Annotated in this window: 17 protein-coding genes; 12 read left to right on the forward strand and 5 right to left on the reverse strand. The window is 62.2% G+C overall.

Going from position 1 to position 19,238, the window contains the following annotated elements:
• The first annotated feature begins 120 nt into the window (after window positions 1-120).
• The 9 genes from C5F71_RS15375 to C5F71_RS15415 all read left to right on the forward strand — a co-directional run bounded on the left by C5F71_RS15375 (window position 121) and on the right by C5F71_RS15415 (window position 9,526).
• Window positions 121-738 carry an NUDIX domain-containing protein gene (locus C5F71_RS15375; protein WP_104911454.1) on the forward strand — a complete coding sequence of 206 codons (618 nt, stop codon included), beginning with the start codon at window positions 121-123 and terminating at the stop codon, window positions 736-738.
• Window positions 729-1,178: a DUF1249 domain-containing protein gene (locus tag C5F71_RS15380; RefSeq protein WP_092233027.1), complete on the forward strand. Its 450-nt coding sequence runs from the start codon at window positions 729-731 to the stop codon at window positions 1,176-1,178. Before C5F71_RS15375 ends, C5F71_RS15380 begins: the two co-directional genes overlap by 10 nt.
• A 97-nt stretch (window positions 1,179-1,275) precedes the next feature.
• The gene (gene cpdA, locus C5F71_RS15385) at window positions 1,276-2,091 is read left to right on the forward strand and encodes a 3',5'-cyclic-AMP phosphodiesterase (protein WP_104911455.1); all 816 of its coding nucleotides are present in this window, start codon (window positions 1,276-1,278) and stop codon (window positions 2,089-2,091) included.
• 205 nt (window positions 2,092-2,296) lie between these two features.
• Entirely contained in the window at window positions 2,297-2,905 is a 609-nt protein-coding gene (locus C5F71_RS15390; protein WP_029299153.1) for a YqiA/YcfP family alpha/beta fold hydrolase, read from the forward strand.
• Window positions 2,906-2,949: 44 nt separating this feature from the next.
• Window positions 2,950-4,854 (forward strand): DNA topoisomerase IV subunit B, encoded by a 1,905-nt coding sequence (gene parE, locus C5F71_RS15395; protein ID WP_032862074.1) that lies wholly within the window; start codon window positions 2,950-2,952, stop codon window positions 4,852-4,854.
• Window positions 4,854-5,849 (forward strand): esterase-like activity of phytase family protein, encoded by a 996-nt coding sequence (locus tag C5F71_RS15400; protein ID WP_104911456.1) that lies wholly within the window; start codon window positions 4,854-4,856, stop codon window positions 5,847-5,849. The genes parE and C5F71_RS15400 overlap by 1 nt, the downstream gene beginning before the upstream one ends.
• Window positions 5,846-6,367: a TIGR02281 family clan AA aspartic protease gene (locus C5F71_RS15405; RefSeq protein WP_104911457.1), complete on the forward strand. Its 522-nt coding sequence runs from the start codon at window positions 5,846-5,848 to the stop codon at window positions 6,365-6,367. The genes C5F71_RS15400 and C5F71_RS15405 overlap by 4 nt, the downstream gene beginning before the upstream one ends.
• A gap of 10 nt (window positions 6,368-6,377) precedes the next feature.
• Complete coding sequence (gene parC, locus C5F71_RS15410) at window positions 6,378-8,642, forward strand: DNA topoisomerase IV subunit A (protein WP_104911458.1); 2,265 nt, start codon at window positions 6,378-6,380, stop codon at window positions 8,640-8,642.
• A gap of 176 nt (window positions 8,643-8,818) precedes the next feature.
• Complete coding sequence (locus C5F71_RS15415; protein ID WP_029299146.1) at window positions 8,819-9,526, forward strand: membrane integrity-associated transporter subunit PqiC; 708 nt, start codon at window positions 8,819-8,821, stop codon at window positions 9,524-9,526.
• 174 nt (window positions 9,527-9,700) lie between these two features.
• On the opposite strand, the gene C5F71_RS15420 is transcribed toward C5F71_RS15415, so the two are convergent.
• On the reverse strand, window positions 9,701-11,233 hold the full coding sequence (locus C5F71_RS15420; RefSeq protein ID WP_104911459.1) for an AhpA/YtjB family protein: 1,533 nt from the start codon (window positions 11,231-11,233) through the stop codon (window positions 9,701-9,703).
• Window positions 11,234-11,366: 133 nt separating this feature from the next.
• Between C5F71_RS15420 and serB the strand changes: the two genes are divergently transcribed.
• Entirely contained in the window at window positions 11,367-12,578 is a 1,212-nt protein-coding gene (serB, locus tag C5F71_RS15425) for a phosphoserine phosphatase SerB (protein ID WP_104911460.1), read from the forward strand.
• A 148-nt stretch (window positions 12,579-12,726) separates the two neighbouring features.
• On the opposite strand, the gene asd is transcribed toward serB, so the two are convergent.
• Genes asd through C5F71_RS15440 form a run of 3 tightly spaced genes read right to left on the reverse strand, consistent with a single transcriptional unit; the run spans window position 12,727 to window position 16,013 of the window.
• Window positions 12,727-13,587, reverse strand: a complete 861-nt coding sequence (asd, locus tag C5F71_RS15430; protein WP_104911461.1) for an archaetidylserine decarboxylase — start codon at window positions 13,585-13,587, stop codon at window positions 12,727-12,729.
• Window positions 13,588-13,603: 16 nt separating this feature from the next.
• On the reverse strand, window positions 13,604-14,419 hold the full coding sequence (locus C5F71_RS15435) for a rhodanese-like domain-containing protein (protein WP_070996439.1): 816 nt from the start codon (window positions 14,417-14,419) through the stop codon (window positions 13,604-13,606).
• Between the two features lie 58 nt (window positions 14,420-14,477).
• Entirely contained in the window at window positions 14,478-16,013 is a 1,536-nt protein-coding gene (locus C5F71_RS15440; protein WP_104911462.1) for an HDOD domain-containing protein, read from the reverse strand.
• 166 nt (window positions 16,014-16,179) lie between these two features.
• On the opposite strand from C5F71_RS15440, the gene motA reads away from it, so the two are divergent.
• Both motA and motB read left to right on the forward strand, forming a co-directional pair.
• Window positions 16,180-17,031, forward strand: coding sequence for a flagellar motor stator protein MotA (gene motA, locus C5F71_RS15445; protein ID WP_029299136.1), 852 nt, complete (start codon window positions 16,180-16,182; stop codon window positions 17,029-17,031).
• A gap of 3 nt (window positions 17,032-17,034) precedes the next feature.
• Entirely contained in the window at window positions 17,035-18,057 is a 1,023-nt protein-coding gene (motB, locus tag C5F71_RS15450) for a flagellar motor protein MotB (RefSeq protein WP_029299134.1), read from the forward strand.
• A gap of 133 nt (window positions 18,058-18,190) precedes the next feature.
• On the opposite strand, the gene rsgA is transcribed toward motB, so the two are convergent.
• Window positions 18,191-19,222 carry a small ribosomal subunit biogenesis GTPase RsgA gene (gene rsgA, locus C5F71_RS15455; RefSeq protein ID WP_029299566.1) on the reverse strand — a complete coding sequence of 344 codons (1,032 nt, stop codon included), beginning with the start codon at window positions 19,220-19,222 and terminating at the stop codon, window positions 18,191-18,193.
• Window positions 19,223-19,238: the final 16 nt, after the last annotated feature.

A 19,238-nucleotide genomic window follows, 5' to 3' on the forward strand; every position in this document is an offset into this window, starting at 1 on the left:
TTACAGTGAGTTTGACCGCCGCCGCCTGTCCCGGCAACAGGAAAGGGGCTGCACCGACGGGCGCGGGCGCTGTAGGATGGCGCGATGCCGAGACACACACCGCAATAAACGAGGGTTGATATGACCGACAGTGCGAAATCGACGCCGAACAGATTTGAAGTGGTTCAGCGCGACAATGCCTACCAGGGCTTCTACAAGCTTGATCGCGTACAGCTGCGCCACGAGCTGTTCGACGGCGGCATGAGCCCGGTGATCAACCGCGAGATTTTTGTCCGCCACGATGCCGTCTGTGTCCTGCCCTACGATGCGCAACGCGATGAAGTGGTGTTGATCGAGCAGTTCCGGGTTGGCGCCATGGGCCGCACCGACAATCCATGGTTGGTGGAGATGGTTGCCGGTCTGATCGACAAAGACGAGCAACCGGAGGAGGTTGCGCACCGCGAAGCCGAGGAGGAAGCTGGGCTGACCTTCTCTGCGCTACGGCCGATCACCAAGTATTTCCCGTCGCCGGGGGGCAGCACCGAATTCGTCCACCTGTTTTTGGGACGTTGCGACAGTAGCGGTGCTGGCGGTATCCATGGCCTGGCCGAAGAAGCAGAAGATATCCGCGTTACCGTGTGGGCCTTTGAAGATGCCCTGCAAGCGGTACGCGACGGTAAAATTTCCAACGCAGCCAGCATTATCGCCCTGCAATGGCTTGCGCTTAATCGCGCGGAAGTGAGGGGGTTATGGCAGTAAAGGCACGGGAACGCTACCGGGTCGACCTGATCGGCTTGCAAGCCGCTTGCGAGGCCAACTATGCGCGGCTGATGCGCCTGTTGCCGGACATGCGCCATACGCCCGAAGCACGACGGATCGCCGTGACCCACGGTGACCAGATGCTCGGCGTGCTGACCCTGGAAGTCATCCTCACTTGCCCGTACACCAGCACCCTGCGCGTGCGCCAGGAGCACAGCCTGCCGTGGCTGCCGGTGCCGCAGCTGGAAGTGCAGGTGTATCACGATGCGCGAATGGCCGAAGTGGTCAGCGCCGAACATGCACGGCGCTTTCGCAGCATCTATCCTTACCCCAATGTGTTCATGCACCAGCCCGATGAGAAAGCACAGCTCAATGTGTTCCTCGGTGAATGGTTGAGTCATTGTCTGGCCCTGGGCCATGAGTTTGAAGTCGTCCGATAGCGTTCGACGGCGTGCGTTTGACGGCTTTCCTCTTTGTGTCCTGCCCCAGCATAATTGCACCCATTGTCCATTTATGTGATTGCCCTGGGAGAACGCCTTGCCGAGCGTATCCACCGTGAACCCCGATGCGCCGGCGTTGCTGGTGCAACTGTCTGACAGCCACCTGTTTGCCGAGGCCGACGGCACGCTGCTGGGCATGAATACCCGCGACAGCCTGCAACGGGTGATCGAGCTGGTGCGGGCCCGGCAACCGCAGATTGATTTGCTGCTGGCCACCGGCGACTTGTCCCAGGACGGTACGCTTGAGTCCTACCAACTATTTCGCGACCTGAGCCAGCAGATTGGCGCCCCGGCGCGCTGGATTCCGGGCAATCACGATGAGCCGCAGGTCATGGCCCAGGCGACCATTGGCAGCGCGTTGCTGGAGTCGGTGGTGGATGTGGGCAACTGGCGCATTACCTTGCTGGACTCCGCCGTGCCGGGTTCGGTACCGGGCTATCTGGCCGAGCCGCAACTGCAATTGCTGGCGCAAGCCTTGAGTGAAGCACCTTGTCGCCATCATCTGGTGTGCTTCCATCATCACCCCGTGCCCATCGGCTGTGCCTGGATGGAGCCCATCGGTTTGCGCAACCCCGAGGCGCTGTTTGCCGTGCTCGACCGTTTTCCCCAGGTGCGGGCGGTGTTGTGGGGGCATGTGCACCAGGAGATCGACCGCCAGCGTAATGGCGTGCGCTTGCTGGCGTCGCCGTCCACCTGCATCCAGTTCGCCCCCGGCAGTGAGGATTTCAAGGTCAGCGAACAGGCGCCTGGCTATCGCTGGCTGCGTCTGCACCCGGACGGGCGGCTGGAAACTGGGGTAGAACGGGTCGAAGGTTTCACCTTTACCGTGGATTACGGCAGCAACGGCTACTAAACCTGCAAACACACATCAAAATGTAGGAGCGGGCTTGCCCGCGATTGCGGTGGGTCAGCCAACAAATCTATCACTGATATAGCGCCATCGCGGGCAAGCCCGCTCCCACACCCCTGGCAGGCCGCGTTCGGCAGTAACCCTGCTCACACCGCGTCATTCCCTGTAAACTGCGCCCCTTTGGCCGATAACGCACGGAGAGCCCGGCATGTCCGCTTCGATCTTGTATATCCACGGTTTCAACAGCGCGCCGGCCTCGACCAAGGCCAGCTACCTGATGGGCGTGATGGACAGTCTCGGGCTGGCCGACCAACTGCGGGTGCCGGCCCTGCATCACCATCCACGCCAGGCGATTGCCCAGTTGGAGCAGGCGATCGGCGAGCTGGGGCGGCCGCTGCTGGTCGGCAGCTCACTCGGCGGCTACTATGCAACCCATCTTGCCGAACGCCATGGCCTCAAGGCCCTGCTGGTCAACCCGGCGGTCAGCCCCCATCGCATGTTCGACGGTTACCTGGGCACCCAGAAGAACCTTTACACCGATGAGACCTGGGAATTGACCCACGATCACGTCGCGGCCCTGGCTGAGCTTGAGGTTGCAGCGCCCCAGGATGCCCAGCGCTATCAGGTGTGGTTGCAGACCGGGGACGAAACACTGGATTATCGCCTCGCCGAGCAGTATTACCGGGCCTGTGCCTTGCGTATCCAGGCTGGCGGCGACCACGGTTACCAGGGCTTTGGCCGACAGTTGCCGGCCCTGTTGAGTTTTGCCGGCATTGGCGCAGATCAGTACCAGTCCTTCGATTTCACCGCATTGTGAAACCGCAGGTTACTTTTTAATCGAACGACTCACGACGAGACCCCATGGCCACTCCCAGCGCTAGCTCTTATAACGCCGACGCCATCGAAGTCCTCTCGGGCCTCGACCCGGTGCGCAAACGCCCCGGCATGTACACCGACACCAGTCGGCCGAACCACCTTGCCCAGGAAGTCATCGACAACAGCGTCGACGAAGCCTTGGCCGGGCACGCCAAGTCGGTCCAGGTCATTCTGCACGCCGACCATTCCCTGGAAGTGTCCGACGACGGGCGCGGCATGCCGGTGGATATCCACCCCGAAGAGGGCGTGTCGGGTGTCGAGCTGATCCTCACCAAGCTCCACGCCGGCGGCAAGTTTTCCAACAAGAACTACCAGTTCTCCGGCGGCTTGCACGGCGTGGGTATTTCCGTGGTCAACGCCCTGTCCACGCAAGTGCGGGTCAAGGTCAAGCGCGACGGCAACGAATACCAGATGACCTTCGCCGATGGCTACAAGGCCACCGAGCTGGAAGTCGTCGGCACTGTCGGCAAGCGCAATACCGGGACCAGCGTGTACTTCGCGCCGGATCCGAAATACTTCGATTCCCCGAAATTCTCCATCAGCCGCCTCAAGCACGTACTCAAGGCCAAGGCCGTGTTGTGCCCGGGCTTGCTGGTCAGTTTTGAAGACAAAGGCACCGGCGAAAAGGTCGAGTGGCACTACGAAGACGGCCTGCGCTCCTATCTGGAAGACTCGGTCAGCGACTTCGAACGCCTGCCCAACGAACCCTTCTGCGGCAGCCTGGCCGGTAACAAGGAGGCCGTGGACTGGGCCTTGCTGTGGTTGCCCGAGGGTGGCGACAGTGTCCAGGAAAGCTACGTCAACCTGATCCCCACAGCCCAGGGCGGTACTCACGTCAACGGTCTGCGCCAGGGCCTGCTGGATGCCATGCGCGAATTCTGCGAGTACCGCAGCCTGCTGCCGCGCGGCGTGAAGCTGGCGCCGGAAGACGTCTGGGAGCGCATCGCCTTCGTTCTGTCGATGAAAATGCAGGAGCCACAATTCTCCGGCCAGACCAAGGAGCGCCTGTCGTCCCGTGAGGCGGCGGCGTTTGTCTCGGGTGTGGTCAAGGATGCTTTCAGCCTGTGGCTCAACGAGCATCCGGAACTGGGCCTGGCCCTGGCCGAGCTGGCGATCAACAACGCCGGGCGTCGCCTCAAGGCCAGCAAAAAGGTCGAGCGCAAGCGCATCACCCAGGGCCCGGCGTTGCCCGGCAAGCTGGCGGACTGCGCCGGGCAGGACCCGATGCGCTCCGAGCTGTTCCTGGTGGAAGGTGATTCCGCCGGCGGTTCGGCCAAGCAGGCACGGGACAAGGAGTTCCAGGCGATCCTGCCGCTGCGCGGCAAGATCCTCAATACCTGGGAAGTCGACGGCAGCGAAGTGCTGGCCAGCCAGGAAGTGCACAACATCGCCGTGGCCATTGGCGTGGATCCCGGCGCCGAGGACATGAGCCAGTTGCGCTACGGCAAGATCTGCATCCTCGCCGACGCCGACTCCGACGGCTTGCACATTGCTACCTTGCTCTGCGCCCTGTTCGTCCAGCATTTCCGCCCGCTGGTGGATGCAGGGCACGTCTACGTGGCGATGCCGCCGCTGTACCGTATCGACCTGGGCAAAGAAATCTACTACGCCCTGGACGAAGCCGAGCGCGACGGCATCCTCGATCGCCTGGTGGCCGAGAAGAAGCGTGGCAAGCCGCAAGTCACTCGATTCAAGGGCCTGGGTGAAATGAACCCACCGCAACTGCGGGAAACCACCATGGACCCGAACACCCGACGCCTGGTGCAGTTGACCCTGGAAGACTACGCCGCGACCTCGGAAATGATGGACATGTTGCTGGCCAAGAAGCGCGCCGGCGACCGTAAGGCCTGGCTGGAGTCCAAAGGCAACCTGGCCGAGGTATTGGGCTGATGCGCAGCGGTTTCGCCCTGGCGATACTGTTGTTGAGCGGGTTGGCAGCGACCCAGGTCGTGGCCCAGCCAGCTGTCGAGCTCAAGCTGCTGTCCGAACACCCGGTAGACGGCATGCGCGGCGGTAACCTGTCGGGCCTGGCCTTGTGTGGCAAGGAGTTGTGGACGGTCTCTGACCGCGACGACGACCAGATCTACCGCCTCGATACCCGCGCCGAGACCTGGCAGGCCGAGACGGTAAAGATCGACGTGCCGCCGGTGCCTGAATCGGGCCTGCCCTGGGGCTTGCGCGCGCGCACCACGGCAGCTTCGGTGATTCGTGGTGGCGACCTGGATTTTGAAGGCATCAGCTGTGACGCCGTCGGTAATCGTTATATCGTCAGCGAAGCCCACGCGGCGGTGCTGCAAGTGCCGGCAAGCGGCGATCCGGAGTGGCTGAAGATTGCCCCTGGCATGGTTCGCGAGGCGCGGGCCAGTGGCTTGCTGCTGCACTTCAATGCGTTGTTTGAAGGGCTGGCGGTCAACCCCGAGGGCAATCAGATCTGGCTGGCGGCCGAGCGTGAGCGGCGCGGGCTGATTTCGATCAAGCGTGGGCAGAGCGTTTGGGATTGCGACGGCCCCTGCGTACTGTTGAGCGAAGCCGGCCAGGAAATGCAGCCGGCGCAGTTTCCGGGCGCCAAGGCGGTGTCCAAGGACTTTGCCGACCTGGCGCTGTTCAATGGCAAGTTGTTTACCTTGGAGCGTAATGCGTTCCAGGTCTGCCGGCGCGACAGCGTGACGGCCAAGGTCGAGTTGTGCTGGTCGTACGCCGACGAGGCGCTGCAGCCCAACCGACGTTACGCCCAGAGCTACGGCCTGGCAGAAGCCTTGCTGATTGACGGCGACGGAGCCTGGATTGGCATCGACAATAACTTCGGCACCCGGGCCGACGGTGAAAAACGCCCGATGGTCTATCGTTTTGCTGCCCCGGCCGGTGGTTGGAGTGCCCAGCCATGAGTACGCAGCCGCCTGGCAAGCGCGCCGGACGCATAATGATGTTCGTGGCGTGGGGCGCCGGGCTGTTTCTGGCAACACGGTTTTTTGGGCAATGGGAAGCGCGTCAGGAAAACCCCAACGCCGTGGTCACCTCGCAGCAACACGCGGGTTATATAGAAGTGAAACTGGTCGGCAACGGCCAGGGTCATTTTGTCGCCACTGGCCAGATCAACGGCCAGCCGGTGGATTTCATGCTCGATACCGGCGCCACCGACGTGGCGGTACCGGCCGAGTTGGCCGAACGCCTGGGGCTCAAGCGCGGTTTGCCGGTGACCTTGAGCACCGCCAACGGCCGCAGCCAGGGCTATCGCACCCACCTGGAGCGCCTGCAACTGGGCGATATCGTCCTGCAGGACGTACGCGCCCTGGTGGCGCCGGGCCTGGGTGGCGAGCAAGTGCTGTTGGGCATGAGCGCATTGAAACAACTTGAATTTACCCAGCGCGGCGGCACCATGCTGCTGCGCCAGACCAGACAATGATGAGGCCCGCATGAGTGACATCCTTGCAGACAGCTTAGACGGCGTAGAACGCCGGTCGCTGGCTGACTTCACCGAAAATGCCTACCTCAACTACTCCATGTACGTGATCATGGACCGTGCCTTGCCGCATATCGGCGACGGCTTGAAGCCGGTACAGCGGCGCATTATCTACGCCATGAGTGAGTTGGGCCTGGACGCGGACTCCAAGCACAAGAAGTCGGCGCGTACCGTCGGTGACGTGCTCGGCAAGTTCCACCCCCACGGCGACTCGGCGTGCTACGAAGCCATGGTGCTGATGGCCCAGCCGTTTAGCTACCGCTACACCCTGGTCGATGGCCAGGGCAACTGGGGTGCGCCGGACGATCCCAAGTCCTTCGCCGCCATGCGTTACACCGAGGCGCGGCTGTCGCGCTACTCCGAAGTACTGCTCAGCGAGCTGGGCCAGGGCACGGCAGACTGGGGCCCGAACTTCGACGGCACCCTCGACGAGCCGCTGGTCTTGCCGGCGCGCCTGCCCAATATCCTGCTCAACGGCACCACCGGCATCGCCGTGGGCATGGCCACCGACGTACCGCCGCATAACCTGCGCGAAGTCGCCACCGCCTGCGTGCGTCTGCTCGATGAGCCCAAGGCCACGGTCGAGCAGCTGTGCGAGCATATCCAGGGCCCGGACTACCCGACCGAAGCGGAAATCATCACGCCGCGCGCCGACCTGCTGAAAATGTACGAGACCGGCAAGGGCTCGGTGCGCATGCGTGCCGTGTACCACATCGAAGATGGCGACATCATCGTCACCGCCTTGCCGCACCAGGTCTCCGGCGCCAAAGTGCTGGAACAGATTGCCGCGCTGATGCAGGCCAAGCCGTCGAAGCTGCCGCAAGTCGCTGACCTGCGTGACGAGTCCGACCACGAGAACCCTTGTCGCATCGTGATCATCCCGACCAATAGCCGGGTCGATCACGAAGTGCTGATGCAGCATCTGTTTGCCAGCACCGAGCTGGAATCCAGCTACCGGGTCAACGTCAACATCATTGGCCTGGACGGCAAGCCGCAGCTGAAAAACCTGCGCAACCTGCTGGTGGAGTGGCTGGAGTTCCGGGTCAATACCGTACGCCGCCGCTTGCAGTTCCGGTTGGACAAGGTCGAGCGTCGCCTGCACCTGTTGGACGGCTTGCTGATCGCTTACCTCAACCTGGATGAAGTGATCCATATCATCCGTACCGCCGAGCACCCGAAAGCCGAGTTGATCGCGCGTTTCGAGCTGAGCGAGATCCAGGCCGACTACATCCTCGATACCCGTTTGCGTCAGTTGGCGCGCCTGGAAGAGATGAAGTTGCGCGACGAGCAGGACGCCTTGCTCAGGGAGCAAGCCAAGCTGCAAGCGCTGCTGGGTAGTGAAGCCAAGCTCAAGAAGTTGGTGCGCAGCGAACTGATCAAAGATGCCGAAACCTATGGCGACGACCGCCGCTCGCCGATTGTCGAGCGCGCCGAGGCCAAGGCCCTGACCGAAACCGAGCTGTTGCCCAACGAGAAAATTACCGTCGTTCTGTCGGAAAAGGGTTGGGTTCGCTCCGCCAAGGGGCATGATATTGACGCCACTGGCCTGTCGTACAAGGCCGGTGATGGATTCAAGACTGCTGCAGCCGGGCGCTCCAATCAGTTTGCGGTGTTTATCGACTCCACCGGGCGCAGTTATTCGGTGCCGGCTCATACCCTGCCGTCTGCACGAGGCCAGGGCGAACCCTTGACCGGTCGCCTGGCGCCACCGCCAGGGGCAAGTTTTGAATGTGTATTGCTGCCTGATGATGACTCGCTGTACGTCATCGCCTCCGACGCTGGCTACGGTTTCGTGGTCAAGGGCGAGGACTTGCAGGCCAAGAACAAGGCGGGCAAGGCCCTGTTGAGCTTGCCGAACAACGCCAAGGTGATCTTGCCGCGTCCGGTCGAGGACCGCGAAGGCAATTGGCTGGCATCGGTGACCACCGAAGGGCGCTTGCTGGTGTTCAAGATCAGCGACCTGCCGCAGTTGGGCAAGGGCAAGGGCAACAAGATCATTGGTATCCCAGGGGAGCGGGTGGCCAGTCGCGAAGAGTACGTGACCGACATCGCAGTGATCCCGGAAGGCTCGACCCTGGTGCTGCAGGCCGGCAAGCGCACGTTGTCCCTGCGCCCTGACGACCTGGAGCATTACAAGGGCGAACGTGGGCGCCGTGGGAATAAATTGCCCCGTGGCTTCCAGCGGGTAGATGCATTGCTGGTAGAAACGCCCGCTTAAAGCGATATAGAGCGCCCGATCTACGATTTAACGCGTAGATCGGCGCTTTCGCGCTGGAGTCATGGCGCATATTCACGGATGATATGGCCTTTCCAGCGCCGGCGTGGCTGAGCGCGTATAGGTTATTTTTAGTATTACATTGTGGTTTGCCTTGTGGCAGCCACCTGGATGGGATGATGACTGCTCCACGCCTTCCTTTATTTTTGATGCTCGCTGGCCTTTTGGGGTTGGCGGGCTGCACCACGCACCAGCCGGTGTCGCTGTACCAGCTGGATAGCGGAAATCCTGCGCAACCAGCGCAAAGTGCTGGCATGGCGGTGTTGCTCGGGCCGGTCGTGGTTGCCGATTACCTGCAACGTGAAACCCTGCTGCAACGCCAGGACGATGGCAGCCTGCAAGGCTCCATCGACGGCCGTTGGGCCGGTAGCCTGTCGTCGGATATCAACCAGTTGATGCTGCGCCAGGTGGCTGGCCACCTGGACAGCCAGCGTGTGGTGCTGTCGCCGGCGCCCACCAGCTTCTCGCCCGATGTGCAGGTCTTGCTGACCATCACGCGCCTGGATTCCGGGGCGTCGCAGCCGGCCATCCTTGACGCGCAATGGCGCCTGATCGACCGCCGCGGCCAGGTGCGGGACAACCGCATCGTGCATCTGCAGGAGCAGCATGCAGGCAGCACGGCCTCCCAGGTCCAGGCCCAAGGCGTGTTGTTGCAGCGTTTGGCAGAACAGCTGTCGGTAGCCCTCAAGCCATTGGCCAACCAGCCACCGATTGCCGAAGCCCCGCGCAAACAGGCTCCGGCACCCGCCAAGCCGGCAGCCCCGGAAAAGCCGAAGATCCCAATGGCTTCGCCGATTCGCACCGACATGGAAGTGTTCCGCTTCTGAGGTAACAGCCCCCTGTAGGAGCGAGCTTGCTCGCGAAAAACTCAAGGGCAACGCGCTCATTCAGGATAAGCGCGTTAACGTTGACGATCTTCGCGAGCAAGCTCGCTCCTACACAGAGCCAATAAAAAGCCCACCCATGAGTGATCATGGGTGGGCTTTTTGTTGGGGGAGGATTCACCCTTTGTTGCGGGTCTCATGCATCCGCGCCAACTGGCGCTCCAGCATCGACGGATAAGGCTCCATCAACCGCTCTACACAGCACGCGCCTTCCGGGCTGGCAATCGGGCGGATGCGCGCGCGTTGGCGGATCAGCGCGTCGTCGCTGATCTTGCGCTCCACCAGCAGCAGGTTGCGGCTGTGTTGCGACAAGGCCAGGGCGTCCTGGGCGTTTTCGGTCAGCAGCAGGTCGATCTGGCTCATGCCATACAGGTCGTCGCCCAGGGTCAGGCCCAGTTGCAGTTGCAGGGTGATGCCGCTGTCAGCGACTTCAATTTGCAACGCATGGCCCAGGGCCCGCAGCAGCTCGCCGCAGCAGATGGCATTGGTCAGGTAGTCTTCGCCGCTGTCTTCGCTGTGGAACAGCATCAAGGTGCTGCCGTCGTTCAGGGTGTGCAGCTCGCTCTGATACAGCGAGGCAGCCTGGTCGAGGCAGTCGCGGTAGCGTTCCAGCAGTTCGGTCAGGCGTGCACGGGGCAGGCGGCGCAGTTGGTCCTGGGCACCCAGTTGCACAGCCAGTACGGCGCTGTGCTGTGGCTGGGTGTTCTGGGAGACGGCAGGTGTCGGGGTCGGCAGCGTTGCAGGCGTTGAGTCGTCACGCAGGTCGGCAAACGGGTCGTCATCGTTCAGGCTGTCTTCGTCGGCCTTGATGACTGTGCGCGGTACTGGCTTGAGGCCGGCCACCGGCGCCGACTCGTCGAAGCTCGGGTCACGCAGGTTGCGCACTTCAAACTCGGGTTCGTCGTCGTAATCGGCGTCGTCAAACTCCGGTTCAGGCTCGACCTCCTGTACCACCGGCTCTGGAGCGAAGCTGGTGTGCAACTGGCGGGCAAGGTCGCCGATTTCATCCTGGCGGTCAGTGGCCGGGGTGTGCTCGTCGATATCGCGCAGCCAGATGCGCAACTGCATCAGGGGCGTGGAGATATGTCGGCCCAGGCGCAGGCTCAAGGCCAGGGCCAAGGCCAGCAGGATCGCGCTGAGGATGCCCATACTTTGCAGGCTGATGGTCATCGGCTGCTGGAACTGTTGCATGTCCAGGCTGATGCGCAGTTGGCCGGCTTTCACATCCTGAAACGTGATATTGCTCTGGTACAGGCCTTCGGCTTCACCCAGCAGGCCGTTCTTCGGGCGTTGCCCGGCTTCGGCCATGATCCGGTTGTCCACGCTGTAGATGGCCGCGTGGGCCACCAGCGGGTTCTTGGTCAGGTTGTTGAGCAGCACGTTGAGGCTGAGGATGTCGTTGGACACCAGCAACTCAGTCGCCGAGGTGGCGGTCTGGGTCGTCAAGCTCTCGCCCAGGGCGTCGGCTTGCTCGTGCATGGCCTGTTTGAACTGCAAACCCATCACGCACGCATAGATCACCAGGGCCAAGGCGACCAGGATCACGTTATGGCTGGCGATGCGTAATGCGATCGGTACACGGCGGTGGCGCAGTGCCCGGAAGATCAGCAGGAAGAAGTTATCGGTTTTTACTGGCGTGGGCCGGTTCACTTGCGCTCGGCTCTTGGTCCGTGAAGTTGACGCGCAGTATAGCGACAGGCCCAAGACCGGCAAAGCGCTGGCTGTGCCCGATGGTCACTGAAAGTGGGTAGAATGCGGTTTTTTTCCAGCCCGGGGGTGCGCTTTGCGCGAAATTGTCCTGATTAACATCACAGGTGAGGACCGTCCGGGTCTTACCGCAGCCATTACTGGTGTCCTCGCCCAGGGTGGTGTGACCATTCTCGATATCGGCCAGGCCGTGATCCACGACACCCTGTCGTTCGGCATCCTGGTCGAGATCCCGAGCACTGAGCAAGCCTCGTCCGTGCTCAAGGACATCCTGTTTACGGCCTATAAGCTGGATCAGCAGGTACGTTTCACCCCGGTCTCCGAAGAGGATTACCAGCATTGGGTGGCCGGCCAAGGCAAAAAACGTCATATCGTCACGCTGTTGACGCGCCGGGTGACCGCCGAACAATTGCAGCGGGTCAGTTCGATCACCGCGCAATATGGTCTGAACATCGATCATATCGACCGTCTGTCGGGCCGCATGCCGCTGGATATGCCGGCGGACCAGGGCAAGGGCTGTATCGAGTTTTCTGTGCGTGGCGAGCCGGCCGATCCGCAGGCCTTGCGCGCCGAGTTTCTCAGCGTCGCCCAGGAGTTGAACGTCGATATCGCCTTCCAGGAAGACTCGCTGTTCCGGCGCAATCGCCGCCTGGCGGTATTCGACATGGACTCGACCCTGATCGAAGCCGAAGTCATCGACGAGTTGGCCAAGGCGGCGGGCGTTGGCGAGCAAGTCTCCGCGATCACCGAGCGCGCGATGGCGGGTGAGTTGGACTTTCGCGCCAGCTTCAAGGAGCGCCTGGCGCTGCTCAAGGGCCTGGACGTCAGCGTGCTGGATTCCATCGGCGCCTCGCTGCGCTTGACCGAAGGTGCCGAGACCCTGTTCGCCGAGCTCAAGCGCCTGGGCTACAAGACGGCGATTCTGTCGGGCGGCTTTACCTACTTCGCCAAGCAATTGCAGGCCAAGCTGGGCATCGACTATGTGTTCGCCAACGAGCTGGAAGTAGTGGATGGCAAGGTGACGGGCGTGGCGGTCGAGCCGATTGTCGACGCGCAGCGCAAGGCTGATCTGCTACGGGAGTTGGCGCACAAGGAAGGTTTGCGTCTGGAGCAGACCATTGCGGTCGGCGACGGTGCCAACGACTTGCCGATGCTGGCTATCGCCGGGCTGGGCGTGGCGTTCCGTGCCAAGCCGTTGGTCAAGCAATCGGCCAAGCAGGCGATTTCGACGTTGGGGCTGGACGGTGTGCTGTATCTGTTGGGCTTTCGCGACCGCGACGGCCAATAACGACAGGAACGCGGTCAAAAATGTGGGAGCGGCGGTGCGACGATTCGACTTGCTCGCGAAGGCGGAGTGTCAGTCAACTAAGGTGTCTACTGTCACACCGCCTTCGCGAGCAAGCCCGCTCCCACATTTGATTTTCGCTGTATTCGGATCAGGCTTTCGGCAGCGCGATACCCTGGCCCATCTGCACCGGCGTGCCTGCCGCCAGCTCTTGCGCCCACTGCACCTGGCCCGGGCCAAACAGCACGATCGCCGTCGAACCCAGCTTGAAGCGCCCCAGTTCCGCACCTTTTTCCAGGTGGATCGGCGCACGGGCGGCTTCGTCGTAACGGAAGGTTTTCAACTCGCGCTTGGGTGGTGTTACCAACCCAGCCCATACGGTCTCGATCGACGCCACAATCATCGCGCCCACCAATACCACGGCCATCGGGCCGCGTTCGGTATCGAACAGGCAGACAACTCGCTCATTACGCGCAAACAACTCCGGCACGTTTTCGGCGGTGGTCTGGTTGACCGAGAAAATCCGCCCTGGCACGTAGACCATTTCCCGCAGGGTGCCGGCCAATGGCATGTGCACGCGGTGGTAGTCCTTCGGCGACAGGTAGATGGTGGCAAAGTCACCGCCCATGAAGGGCGCAGCAACGGCCGCGTCGCCACCGAGCAATTCCAGCACGCTGAAACTGTGGCCCTTGGCCTGGAACACGCGCCCGTGTTCAATCGGGCCGAGTTGGCTGACTGCGCCGTCTGCCGGGCTCAACACCGCGCCCGGGGTCGGGTCCAATGGGCGCGCGCCGTCTTTCAGGGCACGGGTGAAGAAGGCGTTGAAGTGCTCGTAAGCGGTCACGTCCTCCACCAGTGCCTGGGACATATCCACTTGGTAACGCTTGGCGAACCAGGTGGTGAAGGCATTCTTGAACCAGCGCACGCGGCACTCGGCAATGCAGCCGGCCAGGCGCGACAGCAGGTGATGGGGCAGCAGGTACTGGCTGAGGATAAACAAACGCTTTTTCATGAACTGTCCTTAAACCTTAAATCTCGACGGGGGTGTCGGGGTGGTTGCCCCATTCGCCCCAGGAACCGGCATAACCTTTGACTCGCGGATAACCGAGCGCCTTGGCCACCAGGTAGGTGAAGCCAGAACGGTGGTGAGTCTGGCAGTGGGTAATGATTTCTTTGTCTTTGGTCAGGCCCAGGCTTTCGAGGATCTGCGGCATGTCGCGGCGGATTCGCAGGTTGCGCGCCGTGTCCATGCCCGCAGTCCATTCGAAGTTCACTGCGCCGGGAATATGCCCGCCTTTGGCCGCAAGGACTTTCTCCCCCGAGTACTCCAGCGGCCCGCGTGCATCCCAGATCCCCAGGTCGGCAGCGCCGAGGCGGCTTTGCAGGTACTCGCGGGTGGCGGTGGGCTCGTCGTGCAGGGTCAGGCTGACCGGTCCGGCGACGGCGGCAACGGCCTCGGTGGACACTGGATGCTGTTCATCCAGCCACGCCAGCAGGCCGCCATCGAGGTAGTGATACTTCTTGTGGCCGATCACGTCGAGCAACCAGATGAACCGCCCGGCCCAGCCGCCGCCCTCGTCGTCGTACACCACGTAGGTGGCGTCCGGGGTGTGGCCCAGTTCGCCGAACAGCTTTTCCAGGTCGGCCTTGGCCGGCAACAGCCCCGGCGCGGGTGGCTGGCCCAGTTGGGTGCGCTTGGGATCAACGAAGTGCGCGCCGGGGATATGCCCTTGGGCATAACGGGCGGCGCTGGTGAGGTCCACCAGAATCAACTGCTCGGCGGCGAGGCGACCCAGCAGATCGCTGGGCTCGATCACCAGCGGCAAGCCAGAAAAGTCAGGCATGTGAGGTCTCCCGGGCACTAGGTTTGGGCGATAAAAGAGGGCGATTGTAACGCAAGCATCAGGTGGTGCGGTTGGTAAAGCAGTGCAGGGCTTTCTCGATGCATTGGGCGGTTTTGCCGAAGGCCTGCACGGTGGTTTCGGAGAACGGCCCGCCGCCCTGGTCGGCAATCATCAACATCACCACCCGGCCGTTACAGCTCAGGGAGCGCAACAGCAGGTGCTCGCCCACGAACAGGCGGCGCACGGAGGCAGGCAGCAGCGCCGCGAATTGTGCGTGATTGTCCGGGGTCAGGCGCACTTGTGCAGATTTCTCCAGCAAGCGTTGCAGCAGCGTGCTTTGTGCGGTCTCAAGGCTCAGGTTGGCGGCGTCCTTGGGCAGGCCGTCGACCTGATGCACGCGCAATGTGGTCAGGGCCTTGTCGGCCATCAGCAGCATGACGCGCTGCATGCCGCTGGCCACCAGGGCCTCCTTGGCGCAGGTGGTCAAGTGCATGGCGTTGGCGAAGCGGCTCGGCTCTACCAGCAACTCGCTGCACCGCTTGCGCCAGATCGCCAGGGCTTCGGCTGTGGGTGGTGGTGCTGGCAGCAGGCCGCGATGCACACGCTGCACATGCCATGGCCAGATCAGCGCCAGCGCAGGATGCCAGAGGCCTGGGGTCAGGGTATGGCGGGCGCTGATGGCGGCCTGTTGGTGCACTTGCTGCTGCACATCGGCCAGCGGTTGTTGCAGGTACAGCGCCGTGAGGTACTGCCAGCGCTGGGTGTGCGGGCAGGTCCAGGACTCTTGCGCCGCCAGTGCCATGCCATTGGCCAGGAGCACGGTGTTGGCCGGTTGGTTCAGCCAGCGGCGCAACGCGGGGTCGTCATCGAGTTTTTGCTGCTGGCTCAGCGGCACTTCATCGCGGGCGATGTGCAGGGCCTTGACCAGCAAACGTTGTTCCTTGAGCAGCAGTTGGTAGCCCTGAGACACCCAGATCGGCAGGCGCCAGGCCTCGGTCAGCCCCAGGCACAGTTCCAGCAGGCGCACACCAAACAGTTCCTGCTCGACCTTGCGTGCCGACTGGCCCTTGTGGATCACCCGCAGTTCCCATTCTTCCAGGAGCTTGGGGTAGGCCACGGCCATTGGCCACAGCGGCGAGAGAAACAGCAGGCTGCCCCAATGGATATCCTGCCAAAGGCGCGCCAGGCGGCTGGCGAACAGGCCGCTGGCTTGCTGCGAGGCATGTTGGCTGATCAGTTGCAGTTGGCGCAGGGCTACGGGGATTTCATTGAGTGGCACTGACGGCAGGCGTGCGAGCAATTCTTCGGTGCGCTTGAGGCCGAGGCGGTTGATCGCCACTTCAAGGTTTTCTGCGGGTTCCGCCAGGCTGCCGTGGGCCTGGTTATTGGCTTCGCGCATGACGCTCAGGACCAGTGCCGGGCTGTCTTGCATCAGCTCTGCAATATCTCGCAACGAACGGCGGCTGTCGCCGATGGCCTTGCACACGGCCATGTGGCTCGCTTGCGGGACGGGCAGGTGAATCTCGTCCAGGCGCTTTATCCAGCCGGCCAGAGAGTTGGGTTTTGTAGTTGGGACTGTCGTTTCGTTTGCCATGATTGGGGCGCGATCATCACTTGCGGTCAACACGCCCGGAGCGGGCCGAACTGGCTTTTCGCCTTAACGGGCTATAGTCTGGCGCAGTTTTGCCGATAAGTAGAAGAAGAGTTTTTAGATCTTCCGAATATGTCCATGAACCCGACGGCGCAAGTACTCATCCCCTATGGCTAAAATTATCGGCATCATCGTCGTCATCGCAAGTGTGCTCGGCGGATACGTTCTGTCCCACGGTAAAATTGCTGCGCTGATCCAGCCCTTCGAAGTGCTGATCATCGGCGGTGCGGCGTTTGGCGCTTTCCTGCAGGCTAACCCAGGCTACATGACCATGCACGTGGTCAAAAAGTCGCTGGGTATGTTCAGCTCGCGCTTTTCCCACACGTTCTACCTGGAAGTGCTGGGCCTGGTCTACGAGATCCTCAACAAGAGCCGCCGTGAAGGCATGATGGCTATCGAGGCTGATATCGAGGACGCCGCGGCGAGCCCGATCTTCGCCAAGTACCCGGCCGTGCTCAAAGACGACCGCATGACGGCCTACATCTGCGACTACCTGCGCATCATGTCCTCCGGCAACATGGCCCCGCACGAGCTGGAAGGCTTGTTCGACATGGAACTGTTCAGCCTCAAGGAAGAACTCGAACACCCATCCCACGCCGTGACCGGCATCGCCGACGGCATGCCCGGCTTCGGTATTGTCGCGGCGGTACTGGGTATCGTGGTGACCATGGCGTCCCTGGGCGAAGGCGACCAGGCCGCGATCGGCATGCACGTTGGTGCAGCGTTGGTGGGAACCTTCTTTGGTATTCTCGCCGCTTATGGTTTCTTTGGTCCGCTGGCCACCTCCCTGGCCCACGATGCCAAGGAAGAGCTCAATATCTACGAAGCCATCAAGGCGTCGCTGGTGGCGTCTGCTTCGGGCATGCCGCCGTCCCTGGCCGTGGAATTCGGGCGCAAGGTGTTGTATCCGAAGCACCGTCCGAGCTTTGCCGAGCTGGAACAAGCAGTTCGCGGTCGCTAAGCCATGGAAAACAACCAGCCAATCATCATCAAGCGCGTCAAGCGCTTCGCTGCCGGGCACCACGGCGGTGCCTGGAAAATCGCGTTCGCCGACTTTGCGACGGCGATGATGGCGTTCTTCCTGGTGCTGTGGCTGATGTCCACTGCCACCCCTGAACAGAAGATCGCCATTGCCGGTTATTTCAAGGATCCCATCGGCTTCTCTGAGAGTGGTACGCCGTTTGTGATCGACCTGGGTGGTTCGCCTGAGTTGGCTCCCGAGCGCACCATCAACCCGGAAGTGCAAACCGAAGCGCCCCAGGAAAACATCCCGATCGAACGCCAGACCGTCGAAAGCATGGCCGAACAGGTCGAGCAGGAACGCCTGGAATTGTTGCTGCAAGAGTTGCAGAACAAGGTGGATGAGAACCCGCAACTGCAAAAATTTAAGGACCAGATCCACTTCCAGATCACCCCGGATGGCCTGCGTATCCAGATCATGGATGCGGCTAACCGCCCGATGTTCGATTCTGGCAGTGCGCGCTTGAAGCCTTACTTCGAAGACATCCTGCTGGCCATGGCCGACACCATCAAGGCGGTGCCGAACAAGATCAGCGTCAGCGGCCACACCGATGCCAAGCCTTATTCGGGCCTGGGTGATTTCGGCAACTGGGAGCTGTCGGCCAACCGTGCCAACGCTGCGCGTCGTGCCCTGGTGGCCGGCAGTTATCCGGATACCCAGGTAGCGCGCGTGGTGGGTTTTGCTTCATCGCAGCTGTTTGATGTCCAGGACCCGTTCAACCCGGTCAACCGGCGCATTGATATCGTCGTGCTGACCAAGAAGGCCCAGCGTGCGATTGAAGGTGATCAGGTACCCACGCCGCCAGTGCCGACCCAAGGCGACGGCGCACCGGGCGAAGTGCCGGTGGACCCGAACGCCCTGCCGCCAGAGCAGCAGCCGTTGCCGGCGCATGAGTTGCGCCAGAAGCTCAATCTGTTTGATGAGGGTGGGGTGAAGGCTCCCGGAGAAGCCCCGGCCGGGAGCTGATGCGCTTTGTGTAGGAGCGGGCTTGTGTGGGAGCGGGCTTGCCCGCGAAAGCGGTGGGTCAGCCAACCTGGATGTTTGCTGGGCCGACGTCTTCGCGGGCAAGCCCGCTCCCACATAAGCGTGTGCCTACAACTTAATAGCTGCTCTCTGGCAAGCTGGCGATGATCGAGCGATAGCTGTTCATCCGCTGCTGCTGCACGCGCCCATCTTCCAGCGCCTTGAGCAAGGCGCAGCCCGGCTCGCGGTCATGCTTGCAGTCGCGGAAGCGGCAGGTGCCGATCAAGTCGTTGAACTCGATAAAGCCGGCTTCCACGTCGCTGCGGCTGACGTGCCCCAGGCCGAACTCACGGATGCCCGGTGAGTCGATCAACTCGCCCCCGCCCGGGAAGTGAAACAGGCGTGCGGTGGTGGTGGTGTGAGTGCCCTGGCCAGACAACTCCGACAGCGGACCGACGCGGGTCTCGACTTCCGGTAGCAGGCTGTTGACCAGCGACGACTTGCCCACGCCCGACTGGCCGACGAACACGCTGATGCGCCCGTCCAACTGCTGTTGCAGTTGTTCCATGCCATTGCCATGGTGCGCGGAGACTTCCAGTACCGGGTAACCCAACTGCCGATAAACCGCGAGCAGCGCATTCAGCGCCGGAGCGTTTTGTTCGTCGATCAAGTCGAATTTGTTCAGCAGTAGCAGGGGGCGGATACCCGCGTGTTCGGCGGCCACCAGGTAGCGGTCGATCAGGTTGGCGTGGGGTTCGGGCAGCGGGGCGAAGACGATGACAATCATGTCGACGTTGGCCGCTACCGGCTTGAGCTGGCCACGGCTGTCGGGGCGACGCAGTTCGGTGGTGCGCGGCAGTTGCGCGACGATCACCCCGATGCCCTGGTTGCCGGCACGCCAGACGACTTTGTCGCCGGTTACCAGCGCCGGCAGGTTGGCGCGCAGGTGGCAGCGGGAAACCTGGCCCGCCAGTTCGCCTTCCAGCGCCTCGACTTCGACCTGTACCCCAAAGTGCGCGATTACCAGGCCCGTTTGCTCGGGTCCCAGGTCGCCGCCCTCCAGCGCTTCCACGGCAGAGGACTCACGTTTGGCGGCGCGGGCAGCGCGTTCACCCTGGATCTTTTCGATGCGCCAGTTTTGGCGACGGTTGAGCTGGCGTTTGGCCATTGGTGTTCCGTGTCGA

Origin of the sequence: Pseudomonas sp. LG1D9 (assembly GCF_002949995.1) — a bacterium.
In the GTDB taxonomy this organism is placed as follows: Bacteria; Pseudomonadota; Gammaproteobacteria; order Pseudomonadales; family Pseudomonadaceae; genus Aquipseudomonas; species Aquipseudomonas proteolytica.